We start from the raw sequence: 17,937 nt of genomic DNA on the forward strand, positions 1-17,937 counted from the left end.
GCGATCAGTTCCTTCGGCGCGGGCGGCGCCAACGCCCACGTGGTGCTGTCCGAACACCCGGTCCCGCGGGGCCCGCAGGCCCCGGAGGGGGACCGCCCACGGCTCTTCGTGCTCTCGGCGAAGGACGCCGCCCGGCTCGACGAGAGCGTGGCACAGCTGCTCGCACACCTGGACCGGGCGGGCCGGGGCGCGGAACCCGACGCCCTGGAGCGGATCCTGACCGAGGTCGTCGGCTTCCCCGTCGATCCCGGCGAACCCTTCGCGGAACTCGGCCTCGACTACCCGCGCCTGTCCCGGCTCGCCCGGCGCATCGAGGAGGAGTTCGGCGTCCGGATCCGCGTCGACGGGGGGACGACCCCGGCCGAGCTGACGGCCCGACTCGCCGGCGCCGGCAGCGCCGTGGACCCGGCGGCGCTCGCCTTCACGCTCTGGTCCGGACGCGACCACCTGGACGAGCGGCTCGCCGTCGTCGCCACGACGACGGCCGAGTTCGCCGACGCGCTGCGCACCGGTACGGGCTGCCACCGCGGCCGCCGGCGCCGCTCCGCCGCACCGGCCCGCGGTGACGACCTGCGCGAGCTGGCCGCGGCCTGGGCCGAGGGCGCGGCGATCACCCTGCCGGTGCCCGACCGGCCGCGGCGGATCTCGCTGCCCGGCTACCCGTTCGCCCGCGAGCGCCACTGGGTCGACACCGGCCGTACCCCGTCCGGGAGTTCCCCTGGCGCGGCCGGTCCGCTCGAAGCGGTCGAACTGCCGGACGGGCACGTGTTCAGCACGCGGATCTCCACGGCTGAGCGGCCCTGGCTCGCCGACCACACCGTCGACGGCGCCGTGCTCGTCCCCGGAACGTACTTCGTCGACCTGGCCCTCCAGGGGGGAGCCCGGCTCCACTGCCCCCGGATCGCCGAACTCGTCACCCACACCCCGCTGGCCTGCGACGAGGCCGAGCTGCGCCTCGTCGTGGACCTCGCCGAGCCCGACGGGACGCGGGCCTTCCGGATCCACGCCCGCACCGGGGACGCGGGCTGGACGAGCCACGTCACCGGAGTCCTCGCCCCCGCGCCCGAGGAGGCCCCGGCCACCCCGGCCCTGCCCGCGGACGCCGAGGAGCTCGACGTCACCCGCCTCTACGAGAAGCTCACGGGGTACGGGCCCGCCTTCCGCGGCCTGCGCCGTGCCTGGCGCACCGGCGACGCCGTCTTCGCGGAGGTCGTCGTACCCGACGGCGTTCCCGCCGCGGACCCCGGAGCGCACGCCCTGCACCCGGTGCTCCTCGACGCCGCCCTGCACACGGTCGCGCTCACCTCGGCTCTCGACGGAGACAGCCCCTACCTGCCGTTCGCCTGGTCCGGCGTACGGGTGCACGCCCCCGGTGCGACCGCCGCCCGGGTACGGGTGACCCACCACCGGCCCGACGCCGTCGAGCTCCGGCTCACGGACCACACGGGCGCGCCCGTGGCGTCCGTCGACTCGGTGGTGCTGCGCCGGGCCGACGCTCCGGCCGAGCCGCTGCACCACGTGGAGTGGCTGCCGGTCGCCATCCCCGAGCCGTCACCGGCGGCCCGCTACGCGGTCGTCGGCGCGGATCCGGACGGATTCGGCGCCGCCCTGGAGGCCGCCGGGGCCCAGCTGGTGCGGGCCGCGGACCTGGACGCCTTGACGGACGTGCCGCCGGTGGTGGTCCTGCCCGTCGCGGCCGTCCCCTCCGGTGCCTCCGAGGAGGCCGCCGCGCGCGCCCTCACCACCGAGGTGCTCGGCCGCCTCCAGCAGTGGCTCGCCGACCAGCGCTTCGCCTCCGCGCGGCTGGTCCTCGTCACCGCCGCCCCCGGCCCGGCCACCGCCGCGGCCTGGGGGCTGGTGCGGTCCGCCCAGTCCGAACATCCGGGCCGCTTCGGCCTCGTGGACGCCGAGGACCTCGCGCCCCTGCACCGCGCACTCGGCTCCGACGAGCCGCACCTGCGCCTGCTCGACGGCCAGGTGCTGGGCGCCCGGCTGGTCCGGGTTCCGGCCGGAGCGCCGGCGACCGGACCGCGTCCCGCCGGTACCGTCCTGGTCACCGGCGCGAGCGGCGCCCTCGCCGGACCGGTGGTCCGCCACCTCGTGGAGCGGCACGGCGTACGCGACCTGCTGCTGGTCAGCCGCAGCGGCCGGGCTCCCGCGGGGCTGGACGGGCTGGACGCCCGCGTCGAGACGGCCGCCTGTGACGTGGCCGACCGCGCCGCCCTGGAAACCCTGCTCGCCGGCAGGCGGGTGACCATGGCGGTGCACGCCGCGGGCGTCCTCGACGACGGGGTCGTCACCGCCCTCGACGCGGAGCGCCTGGAGCGGGTACTGCGGCCCAAGACCGCGGGCGCCGCCCACCTCGACGCACTGCTGCCCGACGCCGAGCTGGTGCTGTTCTCCTCCGTCGCGGGCGTACTGGGCGGGCCCGGCCAGGGCAACTACGCCGCCGCCAACGCCTTCCTCGACGCCCTGGCCCGGCAGCGCGCCGCATCCGGCCGACGGGCCGTGTCCGTGGCCTGGGGGCCGTGGGCGCTCGACGCGGGCATGGCCGCCGACCGGGACCGGCTGGCCCGCGGCGGCATCGAGCCGCTTCCCACCGAGGTCGCCCTCGGCCTGCTCGACGCCGCCCTCGCCGGACCGCACCCGGCGGTCACCGCCCTGCGGCTCGTACGCGGCCCGGCCACGGCCGTACCGCACGTGCTGCGCAGCCTGCTGCGGGCGCCGGAGGCGGCCCCCGCCGCCGACCCGGGGCTGGCGCACCTCGGCCCCGACGAACGGCGGGCCAGGCTCTCGGCGCTGGTCCGGGGCCAGGCCGCGGCCGTCCTCGGCTACGCGGACGCCGCCATGATCGAATCCGACCGGTCCTTCCAGGAACTCGGCTTCGACTCGCTGAGCTCCATCGAGTTCCGCAACCGGCTGGGCGCGGCCGTCGGCCTGTCCCTGGAGGCCACGCTCGTCTTCGACCATCCCACCCCGGCCGACCTGGTCGCCCACCTCGACGAGCGGTTCGCCGGCGCGTCCGAGGCGACCGACCTGCCGACCCTGTTCGCGGCCTTCGACCGCCTCGCCGCCGCCCTCACGGCGGCGGCGACGGACGAGGTGTCCCGCGACCGCACCGCGGAACGCGTCCGGGGCCTGCTCGACCACCTGACACCCCACACCGCGACAGAACCCGTCATCGGTTTCGCCCAGGCGACCGATGACGAGGTCTTCGCCCTGATCGACGCCGAGCTCGGCAGCCCGCTGCCGGGACTGGAGGAACGCTCCCGATGACCAACGAGGACAAGCTCCGCGACTACCTTCGCCGGGTGACCGCGGAACTGCAGTCGACGCGGCAGCGGCTGCGCGACGTGGAGGAGCGATCCGCCGGACCGGTCGCCATCGTCGGCATGGCCTGCCACTACCCCGGCGGCGTCGAGTCACCGGACGACCTGTGGTCACTCGTCGCCGAGGGCCGGGACGGGATCACCCCCTTCCCCGGCAACCGGGGCTGGGACCTGGGCGCGCTCCACCACCCGGACCCCGACCACCCGGGCACGACCACCGTCCGCGAGGGCGGATTCCTGCACGGCGCCGCAGGGTTCGACGCGGGATTCTTCGGGATCTCGCCCAAGGAGGCGCTCCACACCGACCCCCAGCAGAGGCTGATCCTCCAGACCTCCTGGGAGGCCGTCGAGCGCGCGGGCCTGGACCCGACCTCGCTGCGCGAGAGCCGCACCGGCGTGTTCACCGGCGTCATGCACCACGACTACCCGGGCGCCCAGGGCGGCGGCAGCGTCGTCTCCGGCCGTGTCGCCTACCAGTTGGGCCTGCGCGGCCCGGCCATCACGGTGGACACCGCCTGCTCCTCGTCGCTCGTCGCCCTCCACCTGGCGGTCCGGTCCCTGCGCCGGGGCGAGTGCGACATGGCCCTCGTCGGAGGGGCCACGGTGATGGCCACCCCCGCCGCCTTCGTGGAGTTCAGCCGCCAGCGCGGCCTGGCCCCCGACGGCCGATGCAAGCCCTTCGCCGCCGGGGCGGACGGCACCGCCTGGTCCGAGGGCGCCGGGGTCGTCGTCGTCGAACGCCTCGCCACGGCCCTGGCCGCCGGCCGCCGCGTGCTCGCCGTGGTCCGGGGTACCGCCGTCAACTCCGACGGCGCCAGCAACGGCCTCACCGCACCCAACGGCCCCGCCCAGCAGCGCGTCATCCGCGAGGCCCTCGTCGACGCGGGCCTGACTCCCCAGCAGGTCGACGTGGTCGAGGCACACGGCACCGGCACCCCGCTCGGGGACCCGGTGGAGGCCCAGGCGCTGCTCGCCGCCTACGGCAGGCAGCGCACCCGGCCGCTGCGCCTGGGGTCGGTCAAGTCCAACCTGGGACACACCCAGGCCGCGGCGGGCGTCGCCGGGATCGTCAAGATGGTCATGGCCATGCGGCACGGAGTGCTGCCCCGGACCCTGCACCTCGACGCACCGACCCCGTACGTGGACTGGTCGTCGGGCGATGTGGAACTCCTCGCCGAGGACGCCCCGTGGCCCGCCGGGAAGGAGCCCCGGCGGGCGGCCGTGTCCTCCTTCGGGGTCAGCGGCACCAACGCCCACGTCATCCTGGAGGAGCCGCCCGTACCGGTGGACGACCGGACCGCCGAGGGGCGGGACGGCCGGCCGACGGAAGCGGCGGGCGCCGGGAGTTCCGCGACCCCGCCCCCCGGGACCGGCCCCCTGGCCTGGACCCTGTCCGCCCGCTCCGACGCCGCACTGCGCGCCCAGGCCGCCACCCTCTCCGCCTTCCTGACCGGGCACCCGCACCAGCCCCGCCCCGAGGACGTGGCCCTCTCCCTGGCCACCACCCGCGCCTCCCACGAGCACCGCGCCGTTGTCCTCGGCGGCGACCGGGCCGAACTCCTCGGCGCACTCGACGACCTGGCCGCCGGACGGCCCTCGCCCACCGTCGTCGAAGGAACCACCGGCCGCAGCGGCGGCGTGGCCTTCCTCTTCCCCGGCCAGGGTTCGCAGTGGCGGGACATGGCCGTGCGCCTGCTGGACACCAACACGGTGTTCAGGGACCGGATAGCGCAGTGCGAGAGCGCCCTGTCCCCCTACGTGGACTTCGAGCTGACGGCCGTCCTGCGCGGGGAACAGGACCTGGACCGGGTCGACGTCGTCCAGCCAGCCCTGTTCGCCGTCATGGTCAGCCTCGCCGAGGTGTGGCGCTCCCTCGGCGTCCGCCCGGCCGCCGTCGCCGGACACAGCCAGGGCGAAATCGCGGCAGCCTGCGTGGCAGGCGCCCTCACCCTCCAGGACGCCGCCCGGGTCGTCGCCCTGCGCAGCCGGGCCCTCACCACCCTGTCGGGCCGCGGCGGCATGATGTCCCTCGCACTGCCCGCCGACGAGGCCCGCGACCGGCTCCGCCGCTGGGACGGCCGCCTGTCGCTGGCCGCCGTCAACGGCGCGGCCTCCGTGGTCGTCTCCGGGGACACCGGCGCCCTCGACGAACTCCTCGCCGCCTGCGAGGAGGAGGACGTACGGGCCCGGCGCATCGACGTCGACTACGCCTCCCACAGCGCGCACGTGGAAAGCGTCCGCGCACAGGTCCTGGAGGCCCTCGCCCCCATCAGCCCGCGCGCTCCCGAGATCCCCTTCTTCTCCTCCGTGGAAGGCCGCTGGATCGAGGCCGCCGACGCCTTCGACGCCGACTACTGGTACCGGAACCTGCGCGAGACCGTCCGCTTCGACGAGGCCGTCACCGCCCTCGTCCGGCGCGACTGCACCACCCTGCTGGAAGTCAGCCCCCACCCGGTGGTCACGCCCGGAGCCCAGGAGACCGTCGACGCGCTCGGCACCGACACCACCGTCGCCCACACCCTGCGCCGCGACGAAGGCGGCCCCGAGCAGCTCCTCCACGCCACGGCCCAGCTGTACGTGAAGGGCGTGCGCCCCGACTGGGCCGCACTCTGGCCCGAAGCCCGCCGGACCGACCTGCCCACCACCACCTTCCTCACCGAGCCGTACTGGCTGCGCCCCGGCGCCGGCGGCGGCGCGGGCTCCCTGGGCCTCGACGACGTCGACCACCCCGTCCTGCGCGCGTCCCTGCCCGCCGCCGAAGGCCTGGTGCTGACCGGGCGGCTCGGCCTCGCCGACCAGCCCTGGCTCGCCGACCACACGGTCGAAGGACAGGTGGTCCTGCCGGGCGCGGCCCTCGCGGAACTCGCCTCCCGCGCGGCCGACGAGGCCGGATGCGCGGCCGTCGACCAGCTCACCCTGCTCACACCGGTCCTCCTCCCCGACGAGGGCGACATCCGGCTGCGCGTGGACGTCACGGCCCCGGCCGAGGACGGCTCGCGCGGACTGACCTTGCACACCCTCACCGGGGCGGGCCTCTGGACCACGCACGCCACCGGCGTCCTCCTGCCCGACGCCGCCGTACCGGCGCCCGTCACCACCGCGTGGCCGCCGTCCGGCGCCGAACCCCAGGACGTCGAAGCCCTCTACGCCACCCTGGAGGACGCGGGCCTGACCTACGGCCCGGCCTTCCGCGGCGTGCGGGCGCTGTGGCGGGGACGCGACGGAGACGTCCACGCCGAGGTCGCGCTGCCCGACGCCGACCAGGCCGGCGCCTTCACCCTCCACCCCGCCCTGCTCGACGCGTGCCTGCACCCCGTCGCCCTCGGAGGGTTCCTCACCACCGGAGACGGCCGCCGCCCCGCGCTGCCCTTCGAATGGCAGGGACTGCGCTTCCACGCCTCGGGCGCCGACACCGTCCGCGCGACCCTGTCCGCCGCGGGCCCCGACACCGTCCGCCTCACCCTCACCGACACCACCGGGGCACCCGTCGCCTCGGTCGACACCCTCGTGCTCCGCGAGCTCCCGGCAGGCACCCTCGGCCGCCCGGACCGGGGCGACCTGCTGCGCCCCGACCCGGTGGCCCGGGCCCTGCCCGGCGGCGACCACGAGGGCTACGCCGTACGCGACCCGGAACTCGCCCGCCAGCTGGGCATCCAGCCCACCGAGGACCCCGCGCGCCACGTCCTGGTGCCCGCCCCGGCCGGCGATCCCGAGGAGGCCGTGCGCGGCGCGCTCGCCCTCGTCCACGACTGGCTGGCGGACGAGAGCCGCACGGACTCCACGCTCGTCCTCGTCACCCGCCGGGTCCACCACGATGTGGCGGAGGCCGCCGTCGCGGGCCTCGTACGCTCCGCCCAGCTCGAACACCCCGACGGCTTCAGGCTGCTGGACCTGGCCGACCTCGACGAGGCCACCCTCGCCGCGATCCCCGCCGCCCTCGCCACCGACGAGCCCCAGCTCACCCTGACGTCCGGGACCGCGACCGTACCCCGGCTGGTCCGTGCCGTCCCCGCTCCGGCCGGGACCCCCGCCGCGTTCGGCAGGACCCTGGTGACCGGGGCCTCCGGCACCCTGGGGCAACTCGTCGCCCGCCACCTCGTCCACACGCACGGGGTCCGCGACCTGGTCATGGCGGGCAGGCGAGGCTCCGAGGCACCCGGCATGGCCGCCCTCCTGGAGGAACTGACCGGAGCGGGCGCCCAGGTCGAGGCCGTCGCCTGCGACGTCACCGACCGCGCCGCCCTCGCGGCACTGGTCGCCGCGACCCCCTTCGCCACCGTCGTCCACGCCGCGGGCGTCCTCGACGACGGCCTGGTGACCGGACTGACCCCCGAACGCCTCACCCGCGTACTCGGGGCGAAGCTCGACGCGGCGCTCCACCTCCACGAACTGCTGCCCCAGGCACGCCTGGTGCTGTTCTCCTCGGCCGTGGGCATCCTCGGCGGCCTGGGCCAGGCCAACTACGCCGCCGCCAACTCCGGCCTCGACGCCCTGGCCCGTCGGCGCCACGCCGCGGGCCTGCCCGGCATCTCCCTGGCCTGGGGCCTGTGGGACGCGGCCAGCGGTATGACGGACGGCGTCGACCGGGCCCGCCTGGGCCGCTCCGGCTTCCAACCGCTCCCGACCGCGGACGCCCTCGCCGCCCTGGACGCGGCCTTGGCCTCGGACGAGCCGGTGATCGCCCCGATGCGGCTCGACCCCGTCGCCCTGCGCGCACAGGGAGAGGACATCCCCGCGCCGCTGCGCGACCTGTACGGGAGGCAGGCGCGCCGGACCGCCGCCCCCGGAGGCGGCGCCGTCGTCTCGGAACTGGCCGCCCGGCTCGCCGGGAAGACCGGGCCCGAGCGCCATCGCACCCTGCTCGAACTGGTCGTCGGGCACAGCGCCGCCGTCCTCGGACACGCCTCGCCGGAGGCGGTCGACCCCGGACGGGCCTTCAAGGACGCGGGCTTCGGCTCGCTCGCCGCCGTCGAACTGCGCAACCGGCTCGCCGGAGCCACGGGCCTGCGCCTGCCCGCCACCCTGGTGTTCAGCCACCCCAATCCCACGGCGGTCGCCCGCCACCTGGACGAACTCCTCGCGGGCACGGCCCCGGCGGCCGCTCCGGCGGTCCGCGCCCAGGCCGCCGACGCGGACGACCCCGTCGTCCTCGTCGGCCTCGGATGCCGGCTCCCCGGCGGAGTCCGCACACCCGAGGACCTCTGGGAGATGCTCGTCTCCGAACGCGACGGCATCGGCCCGTTCCCCGACGACCGCGGCTGGCCCCTGGACCTCCTCTACGACCCCGACCCGGCGGCCCCCGGCACCACCTACACCCGGCACGGCGGCTTCCTGGCCGACGCGACCGCCTTCGACTCCGCCTTCTTCGGAGTCGCGCCGCGCGAGGCCGTCGCGATGGACCCGCAGCAGCGGATCCTGCTGGAAACCGTCTGGGAGGCGTGCGAGGACGCGGGCATCGACCCGTCCTCGCTGCGCGGCACCCGGACCGGCGTGTTCGTGGGCGCCATGTACCAGGACTACGGCCGCCTCCTGGAGAACGCCGCCGCCGAGGGCTTCCTCGCCCCGGGCGTCGGCGGCGGCGTCCTGTCCGGACGGATCGCGTACACCTACGGGCTGGAAGGCCCGACCGTCACCGTCGACACGGCCTGCTCCTCCTCGCTGACCGCCCTGCACCTCGCCGCCCAGGCGGTACGGGCGGGGGAGTGCGACCTCGCGTTCGCCGGTGGAGTGACCGTGCTGTCCACACCGGTGCCCTTCGTGGAGTTCAGCCGCCAGCGCGGACTGGCCGCCGACGGACGGTGCAAGCCCTTCGCCGCCGCGGCCGATGGCACCGCGCTGGGAGAGGGCGCCGGAGTGGTGCTCGTCGAACGCCTCTCACGGGCCCTCGCCCAGGGCCACGAGGTGCTCGCCGTACTGCGCGGCAGCGCCGTCAACTCCGACGGCGCCAGCAACGGCCTCACCGCCCCCAACGGCGCCGCCCAAGAGAAGGTGATGCGCGCGGCCCTCGCCGCGGCGGGCCTGCTCCCCGCCGACGTCGCCGCCGTCGAGGCGCACGGCACCGGCACGGCGCTCGGCGACCCCATCGAGGCGCAGGCCCTCCTCGCGGTCTACGGCCAGGACCGGCCGACCCCGCTGAGGCTCGGCTCGCTCAAGTCCAACGTGGGCCACGTCCAGGCCGCCGCGGGCATCGCGGGAGTGATCAAGGCGGTCCTGTCCATCCGCAACGGCCTGCTGCCCCGCAGCCTGCACATCGACGAGCCCTCCCCGCACGTCGACTGGACCGCCGGAGACATCACCCTGCTGGACCGGGCGCAGCCCTGGCCCGAGCAGTCCGGGCCGCGCCGCATGGGCGTCTCCTCCTTCGGCATCAGCGGCACCAACGTGCACGTGCTGATCGAACAGGCGCCGAGCCCCGAGGACACCCCGGCGCCGCTGCCCGCCCTGGACGGCATGCCGTGGCTGCTGTCGGCGCGCTCCGAGCAGGCCCTGAGCGGCCAGGCCCGGCGACTGCTGGAGTCGGACACCTCCGATCTCCCCGCCGTCGCGCGGGCCCTGTCCACCACCCGGGCCGCCCACCGCCACCGGGCGGTGGTGACCGGCGCCGACGCACAGCAGCGGCGCGCCGCCCTCACGGCCCTGGCCCGCGACGCCACGGCCGACGGCCTGCGCCGGGCGCGGGCGGCCGGGCAGCGGCTCACCCTGCTGTTCACCGGGCAGGGCAGCCAGCTCCCCGCGATGGGAAGGGGCCTCTACGAGACCTTCCCCGTGTACGCGCAGGCCTTCGACGAGGTGTCCGCGCAGTTCCGGCTCGACACCCCGCTGCGCGAGGCGGTCTTCGAGCGGGAGGACCTGCTGGACCGTACCGCCTACACCCAACCGGCCCTCTTCGCCCTCCAAGTGGCCCAGTTCCGGCTGCTGTCGAGCTGGGGCATCACTCCCGACTTCCTGATCGGGCACTCCATCGGCGAGCTCTCGGCGGCCTGCGTCTCCGGCCTGCTGCCCCTCGCCGACGCCGCGGCCCTCGTCGCCGCCCGCGGCCGGGTCCTCGGTGAACTGCCGCCCGGCGGCGCCATGGTCGCCGTACGGGCGGCGGAGGAGGACGTACTCGCCGTCGTGGAAGGCCGCGCCGACCGCGTGGGCATCGCCGCCGTCAACGGACCGCGGTCGGTCGTCCTGTCCGGGGACGAGGAAGCGGTCCTCGCCGCGGCCCGGGAACTCTCCGAGCGCGGGCACCGCACGAGCCGACTGCGCGTGGACGTCGCGTTCCACTCGCCCCGCGTGGACCCGGCGCTCACCGACTTCCGGTCCGCCGCCGCCGAGGTCCGCTTCGGACGGCCCGGGATCCCGGTCCTGTCCACCGTCCGCACCGGCCACGCCATGGACACCCCCGACTACTGGGTGGAGCAACTGCGCGGGCCCGTCCGCTTCTTCGACGCCGTCCGGCAGGCCCACGGCCACGGGGCCACGGCCTTCCTGGAACTGGGGCCCGACACCGTCCTCGCACCGGCCGTCGAAGCGTGCCTGCCGGGCCACCCGGTGCGCCCCGCCTCGCTCCTGCGGCGCGACCGCGACGACGTGCGCACCACGCTCGAGGCCCTGGGAGTCCTGCACGTCCACGGAGTGGAGGTCGACTGGTCCGCCGTCCACGCCGGGCGGCCGAGGACCCCGGCGCGACTGCCGAAGTACGCCTTCCAGGGCCGTCGTTACTGGCCCGAGCCGACCGCTGTGGCGCAGGCCGCGCCGGTACCCGTAGCCGTGTCCGCGGCGGATGCGGGGGAGCGGGCACCCGCGCTCGATCCGTTCTGGTCGGCCGTCGAGAACGACGACCTCGGCGCGGCCCTCGACCTGCTGGACCTGCGGGGTGACGAGACACCGGCCCAGGTGCTCGACGCCCTCGGCCGGTTGCGCTCAGGAGCGGCGGCGCCGGTCCTGGAGGCGGCGCGGTGGACGAGGGTGCTGGACGGCCCCGCCCCCGCGCTGGCCCATGACGTCCTGCTGCTCGCCCCCTCCACGGGCGACGAGAACCTGGCCGACGCGGTGGCGGGCGCCCTGGTCCGGCACGGCGCCCGGGTCCGCTCGGGCGGCGACCGGCGCCCGGACCTGGTGGTGGCCCTGCCGGGCACCGAACCGGTGGCCGAGGCGGGGGTGCCCCGATGGGCCCTCGTCGACGGGGGCGGCGCGGTGCCCGCTTGCGACCACGCCGTGACCCTCCCGAAGGAACTCGACGCGCCCGCGCGCGGGCGCCTGTGCGCGGCGATCGCCGAGGGGTACCGGGAGACGCGGATCGAGACGGACGGGATGTACGTGCGCACCTACGAGCCGCTGGGCCGGACCGGTGTGTGGCGTCCCGACGGGAACGTCCTGGTGGCCGGTCCGGCGGACGCGCTCACCGCGGCCACCGTCGACGCCGTGCTCAGGTCGGGGGCGCGCTGCCTCGTGGCCGGAGGCGCTGACCGCCCGTCCGGGGCCGCGGAGTTCGGGGACGCGGAGGGGACCGTACGGCTCACGGCGGCGATCGTCCGGGCCGGCAGCGGGTTCGAGGACGTGTCGGCGCCGCTGGTGAGCGTGGTGTGCGTGGGGGAGGACGCGGCCACCGCCCTGCGGCAACCGGGCGCCCCGCGCACCGTGGTGGTCCACCCCGACCTCGATCCCGGGGCGGCGGTGTCCGGGCTGTGGCGGGCCATGTCCACCGAGGAGACGGCCGTACGCCTCCTGGGCCCCGGATCCGCGACGCGGACCGCCCCGGTCGTGGAGCCGGAGCCCGACGAGCACCCGGAAACGGCCCTGGCCCTCTCGCGGGAGCGGGAGCTGGAGCCGAAGTCCGAGCCGGAGCCCGCATCCGAGCCCGAGCCCGCATCCGAGCCCGAGCCCGAGCCCGAGGCCGCATCCGAGCCCGGCGGGCCGCGGCCCCAGGGTTCGGAACTCCGGGCGACCCTCGCGGGAATCCCCCGGGCGGACTGGGCGGAGGCCGTGCTCGGCGGTGTGCGGGGCCTCGTGGCCGCCGTGCTCGGCTACGAGTCCGCGGCCGAGATCGACGCCGAGGGCGAGTTCTTCGACATGGGCCTGACCTCGGTCACCGCCCTCGAACTGCGTGACCACCTGACCCGGTACACCGGTCTGGAGTGGCCCGCGGACCTGCTGTACGAGTGCCCGACGCCGCAGGTGCTGGCCGACCTCCTGGTCGAGCACCTGAGCGCGGACCCGGCCTGAGCCGCCGACCGAAGGGCCGCCCCGGATGACGTCCGGGGTCGGCGGGGCGCCCTACGGATCCTCCGTACGGCGCCCTTCTCGGGACGACCAGGCAGCAGTGATCGCCATGTGATCACCCAGCGATCACACGGCGGACGGCTCCGGACGCCGGTCCGCCCACGGCCGGGCCACTTCCAGCTGGGCCGCGACCCGCAGCACGCTCACCTCGTCGTCGCGGCGTCCCACCAGTTGCACGGCGAGCGGCAGCCCGTCCGCGCCGTGACCCGCGGGGAGGGAGGCGGCCGGGTTACCGGTGACGTTCCACAGCGCGGTGTAGGCGATCATCGGGCGCGAGCGCGCCAGCGCCGTCAGCAGACCCGCACCGTCCAGCGCGCCCGCCGGGCGCGGGCGCGCGGCGATGGTCGGGGTCAGAAGAAGGTCCATGGTGGTGAACATCCGGTCGGCGCGCGCCGACAGCCGCTCGCCCGCCCGGATGCCGCGCTCCACGGCGGCTTCGGGGATCAGCCGGGCGAGCGCGAGGACACGGCGGGTGCGCCGCTCGAGCAGGTCGGGCCGCTCGACCGCGGCGGCTTCCGCCCGGACCCCGCCGCAGAACTGCGCGACGAACGCCGCCGTCGCGTCCGGATAGTCGGGGTGGACCTCCCGGACATCGTGCCCCAGCTCGCGCAGTGCCCGTACGGTCTCCAGCAGGGCCCCGACGTGTGCGGGATCCGGGCGCACCCCGGGCACGGCGGGTTTGGCGGAGTAGCCGATGCGCAGTCGGCCGGGCGGGGTCCGCAGGGCCTGCGCCCAGCCCGTGGTGGCGGGCCGGGCGCTCCAGCGGTCGCCGGCGGTGGCACCGGCGAGGACGTCGTAGAGCACGGCGGAGTCGCGCACGGTGCGGGTCAGCGGGCCCACGGTGCCGAGGGCGTACCAGAGGTGGGGGTGCGGAGCGGTGGAGACCCGGCCGCGCTGGGGCTTGAGGCCGAACAGCCCGCAGCAGGCGGCCGGGATGCGGATGGACCCGCCGCCGTCGCCGCCGAGCGCCGCTCCGACCAGTCCGGCCGCGACGGCCGCGGCGCTGCCGCCGCTGGAGCCGCCGGGGGTGCGGGTGGTGTCCCAGGGGTTGCGGGTGTGGCCGTAGGCGGCGGATTCGGTGAAGGGCCACTGGCCGAACTCGGGCATCGCCGTCTTGCCGATCACGACGGCTCCGGCGGCGCGCAGGCGACGTACGGCCTCACCGTCGCTGGCGACAGGGGTGCGGTTGGCGGCGCCGCCGAAGGTGGTGACCTGCCCGGCGACATCCAGTTCGTCCTTGACGGCGATGGGTACGCCGTGCAGGGGGCCGAGGCCGTCCGTCCCGTCCGCCGTGACCGCGTCCCGGGCATCGGCCTCGGCGAGGGCCCGCTCGGCGAGGACCACGCGGAAGGCTCCGAGGACGGGATCGATCCGCGCGATGCGGCGCAGTGAGGCTTCGACGAGGGCGCGGGAGGTGATCTTGCCGGTGCGGACGAGTTCCGCCTGCCGCTCGACCCCCTGGAACATCAACTCCGCATCGTCCCGGTCCTGCTCCCCGCCCCGTTCCCCGCTTGGTACGCGGTCCCTGCCCATGGTCCCCACCCCTTCCGCCCTACCTATGAGTAACTCCGGGCAAGGCTGGCGCCCCGCCGCCCGTGCGTCAAGCACCGCACGACGGCCGGGACCGAGGCGGTCGCGGTCCGCGCGGGCCCGGCACGCCGCGGCCCGCCTCCCTGAATGAGCCGCCCCTTCGGGGGCAGGCGCACAGCGGAACGAGTGGTTCCGATCGAGTGGTGGAGGCGAGCCCCGCATGACCGAAGGCGTGAGTCCCTACGTCTCCGCGGCACGGATCACCGTTCTCGGTGTACACGCCGCAGACCCACCGTTCCGCATCGTGGAAGTCGACGGCGAGTTCGCCAGCACCGCCCGATCCATGACGGATGTGGTCCTTACCGCGGCGGCCGTCGGCATCACCATCCGGGACCTGGACGATCCGGGCGAGGTCCGCTGGGTCGGGGGCGGAAAGTACCACTGGAGTACGCGCTGACGTGGAGTACGCGCCGACGGCCAGGAGGCCACCAGCCCGCCACCACCGGCGCGGAGCGCGACCCGGTCGGCCGACGGACGGCCGACCGGGACGACGGGATCAGGCGAGGTCGAACCGGTCGAGGTTCATCACCTTGTCCCAGGCCGCCACGAAATCGCGTACGAACTTCGCTTCGCCGTCCTCGGACGCGTAGACCTCCGTGACGGCCCGGAGCTGGGCGTGCGAACCGAAGACGAGGTCGACGGCGGTGGCGGTCCACTTCACCTCGCCCGTCGCGCGGTCCCGTCCCTCGAACACGTTCTCGGCCGTCGCCGACGCCCTCCACTCCGTCCCCATGTCGAGCAGGTTGACGAAGAAGTCGTTGGTCAACGTCTCCGGCCGGTCGGTGAAGACGCCGTGGGGGGAGCGCTGGAAACCGGTGTTCAGGGCCCGCATCCCGCCGGTCAGGACCGTCATCTCGGGCGCGGTGAGCGTCAGCAGGCTGGCGCGGTCCAGGAGGAGCGTCTCCGGCGACAGCTTCTCTCCCGCGTGCAGGTAGTTGCGGAACCCGTCCGCCCTGGGTTCGAGTACGGCGAACGACTCCACGTCGGTCTGCTCCTGCGAGGCGTCCGTACGTCCCGGTGCGAAGGGGACCGTGATGTCGTGCCCGGCCTTCTTCGCGGCCTGTTCGACGGCCGCACAGCCGCCCAGGACGATCAGGTCGGCGAGCGAGACCTTCGCTCCTCCACCGGTCCGTTCGCCGTTGAAGTCCTGCTGGATCCGTTCGAGGGTCCGCAGCGCCTCGGTCACCTCGGGCAGGGCGTTGGACTCCCAGTCCCGCTGCGGCGCGAGCCGGATCCGTGCTCCGTTGGCCCCGCCACGCTTGTCGGTGCCGCGGAAGCTCGCCGCCGACGCCCATGCGGTGGTGACCAGTTGGGAGACGGACAGCCCCGAGTCCAGGATCCTGCTCTTGAGGGCAGCGACGTCCGCGTCCGCGAACGGCCCGTCACCGGTCACGGGAGAGGGGACGGGGTCCTGCCAGAGCTGCGGCTCGGCGATCCACGGGCCGAGGTAGCGCGAGAGGGGCCCCATGTCGCGGTGCAACAGCTTGTACCAGGCCTTGCCGAACGCGTCCGCGAGCTTCTCCGGGTTCTCGTGGAAGCTCCTCGCGATCGGCCCGTAGACCGGATCGACCTTCAGCGCGAGGTCCGTCGTGAGCATCATGGGCGCGTGCCTCTTCGACGGATCGTGCGCGTCGGGCACCGTGCCCCGGGCGGAGGCGTCCGTGGGAGTCCACTGCTTCGCACCGGCCGGGCTGGTCGTGAGCTCCCAGTCGTAGCGGAACAAGTTGTCCAGGTACCCGTTGTCCCACTTGGTCGGCTCGGTGGTCCACGCGCCCTCGAGCCCGCTGGTGAGAGCGTCGACGCCCTTGCCGCTCCCGCACGTGTTCCGCCAGCCCAGGCCCTGCTGCTCGATCGGACACGCCTCGGGCTCCGGACCGATGTACTCGGCATCGACGGCACCGTGGCACTTGCCGAAGGTGTGGCCGCCGATGATGAGCGCGGCGGTCTCCTCGTCGTTCATCGCCATGCGCGCGAACGTCTCGCGAATGTCCTTGGCGGCGGCCAGCGGATCCGGATTGCCGTTGGGGCCCTCCGGATTGACGTAGATCAGCCCCATCTGCACGGCACCGAGCGGACCGGAGAGGTCGCGGTCACCGCTGTAGCGCTCGTCGCCGAGCCAGGTGTCCTCCGGTCCCCAGAAGATCTCCTCGGGCTCCCAGACGTCCTCCCGGCCGAAGCCGAACCCGAAGGTCTTGAACCCCATGGACTCCATGGCGCAGTTACCGGCGAACACGAGCAGGTCGGCCCACGAGATCTTCCGGCCGTACTTCTGCTTGACCGGCCAGAGCAGACGGCGCGCCTTGTCCAGACTCGCGTTGTCCGGCCAGCTGTTGAGGGGAGCGAAGCGCTGCGCGCCGGCTCCGCCGCCGCCCCGGCCGTCGGCGATGCGGTACGTACCGGCGGAATGCCAGCTCATCCGGATGAAGAGGGGCCCGTAGTGGCCGTAGTCGGCGGGCCACCAGTCCTGCGACTCCGTCATCACCCGGATGACGTCCTGTTTCAGCGCGTCGACGTCCAGGGTCGAGAACTCGGCCGCGTAGTCGAAGTCCTCATCCATCGGAGTGGACCGCGGCGAGTTCTGATGGAGGACCTGGAGGTCGAGTTGGTTCGGCCACCAGTCCTGGTTCGCCCTGGGGCGAGCCGGAGCGGGGGTCGGGGCGGGGATTACTGGGTTCTCGCTCTCGCTGCCGGACACGTCCGTCCTTCTTCCTGTCTCGGTGTTCCCTCTGCTTGCCGCTGCGCACGACGCCGGTGGTCGAGCGTGCACCGGCGTCCGTATCGTGGCGCACCGAGGACCGTGCGGCCGAGAGAACACGCAGGGCTCAGCCCAAGGTTCCGCGACTCTCACCGGGAGCGGGCGGGCGAGCCCCGGGCCTCAGTCGCGCGGTGACGTCCAGCTGGTGAGTCAGCCTGTGGCTGACCCGTACGATCACGACGTGATCAAAGGGGTGATGTTCGATTTCTCCGGCACTCTGCTGCGCATCGAGTCGACCGAGGAGTGGTTCGGTGCGGCCCTGACGGCGGCCGGCCTCACTCTGGCCGACGAGGAGTTCGGCTACCGGGTGCAGCGGCTGAGGGAGTACGGAGCGCTGCCGGGCGGACCGGCGCCCCTGCGCGTACCCACGCACCTCGAACCACTCTGGCGCGATCGGGACCTGAGTGCCGATCAACACCGCGCCGCCTACACGGGGTTGGCCCGGGAGGCCGGGATCGCGGCGCCGGAGTTGGCGCAGGCGCTCTACGACCGTCACATGGCGCCCGCTGCCTGGCGGCCCTACCCGGACACCGAACCGACGCTGCGTGAACTGCGTCGGCGAGGGATCCCGGTGGCCGTGGTGAGCAACATCGGATGGGACCTTCGGCCGGTCTTCCGCGTGCACGGACTGGACGACGTGGTCGACGCCTACCTGCTCTCCTTCGAGCTGGGCACGCAGAAGCCCGACCCGGCGATCTTCAGGGCCGCCTGCGACCGGCTCGGCCTGGTACCCGCCGATGTGCTCATGGTCGGCGACGACCGCATCGCGGACGGCGGCGCGCGGGTCCTGGGGTGCCCGGTGCACTTCGTCGACCACCTGCCGGTCGACCAGCGCCCGGGCGGACTGGCAGCGGCCCTGGGCCTGCTCGGCCTAGATGATTGATTCCAAGGGGTCAGTGATCGTAGGCGGTCAGTGAGCGGAGCACTGGTTCGCCGGCCTTGGTGTTGTGCCAGATTGCGGCGGTGAGGGCCAGGATGCGTTGCAGGACGCGGACT

General features: G+C 74.9%; 6 protein-coding genes and 1 pseudogene (1 of these 7 running past the window's edge). 4 read left to right on the plus strand and 3 right to left on the minus strand.

Annotation, left to right across the window (positions count from 1 at the left end; translation table 11 throughout):
• Window positions 1-3,276: the end of an SDR family NAD(P)-dependent oxidoreductase gene (locus tag QMF80_RS06515; protein ID WP_283450368.1), read on the plus strand. Its footprint begins 3,729 nt before the window's first position; only the last 3,276 of its 7,005 coding nucleotides appear in the window; its start codon lies beyond the left edge, outside the window; its stop codon occupies window positions 3,274-3,276.
• A complete protein-coding gene (locus QMF80_RS06520) occupies window positions 3,273-12,539 on the plus strand; it encodes a type I polyketide synthase (RefSeq protein ID WP_283450370.1) in 9,267 nt (3,088 codons plus the stop codon). The genes QMF80_RS06515 and QMF80_RS06520 overlap by 4 nt, the downstream gene beginning before the upstream one ends.
• A 123-nt stretch (window positions 12,540-12,662) precedes the next feature.
• On the opposite strand, the gene QMF80_RS06525 is transcribed toward QMF80_RS06520, so the two are convergent.
• Window positions 12,663-14,129 (minus strand): amidase, encoded by a 1,467-nt coding sequence (locus QMF80_RS06525; protein WP_283450372.1) that lies wholly within the window; start codon window positions 14,127-14,129, stop codon window positions 12,663-12,665.
• 217 nt (window positions 14,130-14,346) lie between these two features.
• Here QMF80_RS06525 and QMF80_RS06530 point away from each other — a divergent pair, with 217 nt between their 5' ends.
• The gene (locus QMF80_RS06530) at window positions 14,347-14,583 is read left to right on the plus strand and encodes a hypothetical protein (RefSeq protein WP_283450374.1); all 237 of its coding nucleotides are present in this window, start codon (window positions 14,347-14,349) and stop codon (window positions 14,581-14,583) included.
• A gap of 99 nt (window positions 14,584-14,682) precedes the next feature.
• Here QMF80_RS06530 and katG read toward each other — a convergent pair whose 3' ends face one another.
• Window positions 14,683-16,881 carry a catalase/peroxidase HPI gene (gene katG, locus QMF80_RS06535; RefSeq protein WP_283450375.1) on the minus strand — a complete coding sequence of 733 codons (2,199 nt, stop codon included), beginning with the start codon at window positions 16,879-16,881 and terminating at the stop codon, window positions 14,683-14,685.
• Between the two features lie 241 nt (window positions 16,882-17,122).
• On the opposite strand from katG, the gene QMF80_RS06540 reads away from it, so the two are divergent.
• Window positions 17,123-17,824: an HAD family hydrolase gene (locus QMF80_RS06540; RefSeq protein ID WP_283450377.1), complete on the plus strand. Its 702-nt coding sequence runs from the start codon at window positions 17,123-17,125 to the stop codon at window positions 17,822-17,824.
• Between the two features lie 10 nt (window positions 17,825-17,834).
• Here QMF80_RS06540 and QMF80_RS06545 read toward each other — a convergent pair.
• A pseudogene (locus tag QMF80_RS06545) lies at window positions 17,835-17,937 on the minus strand (IS982 family transposase); the annotation flags it as partial.

It is taken from the genome of Streptomyces sp. G-G2, from assembly GCF_030063135.1.
Lineage (GTDB): Bacteria > Actinomycetota > Actinomycetes > Streptomycetales > Streptomycetaceae > Streptomyces.

Coding starts and splice junctions, on each gene's coding strand:
- QMF80_RS06520 (WP_283450370.1), top strand. CDS start 3,273: ATGACCAACGAGGACAAGCTCCGCGACTACCTTCGCCGGGTGACCGCG.
- QMF80_RS06525 (WP_283450372.1), bottom strand. CDS start 14,129: ATGGGCAGGGACCGCGTACCAAGCGGGGAACGGGGCGGGGAGCAGGAC.
- QMF80_RS06530 (WP_283450374.1), top strand. CDS start 14,347: ATGACCGAAGGCGTGAGTCCCTACGTCTCCGCGGCACGGATCACCGTT.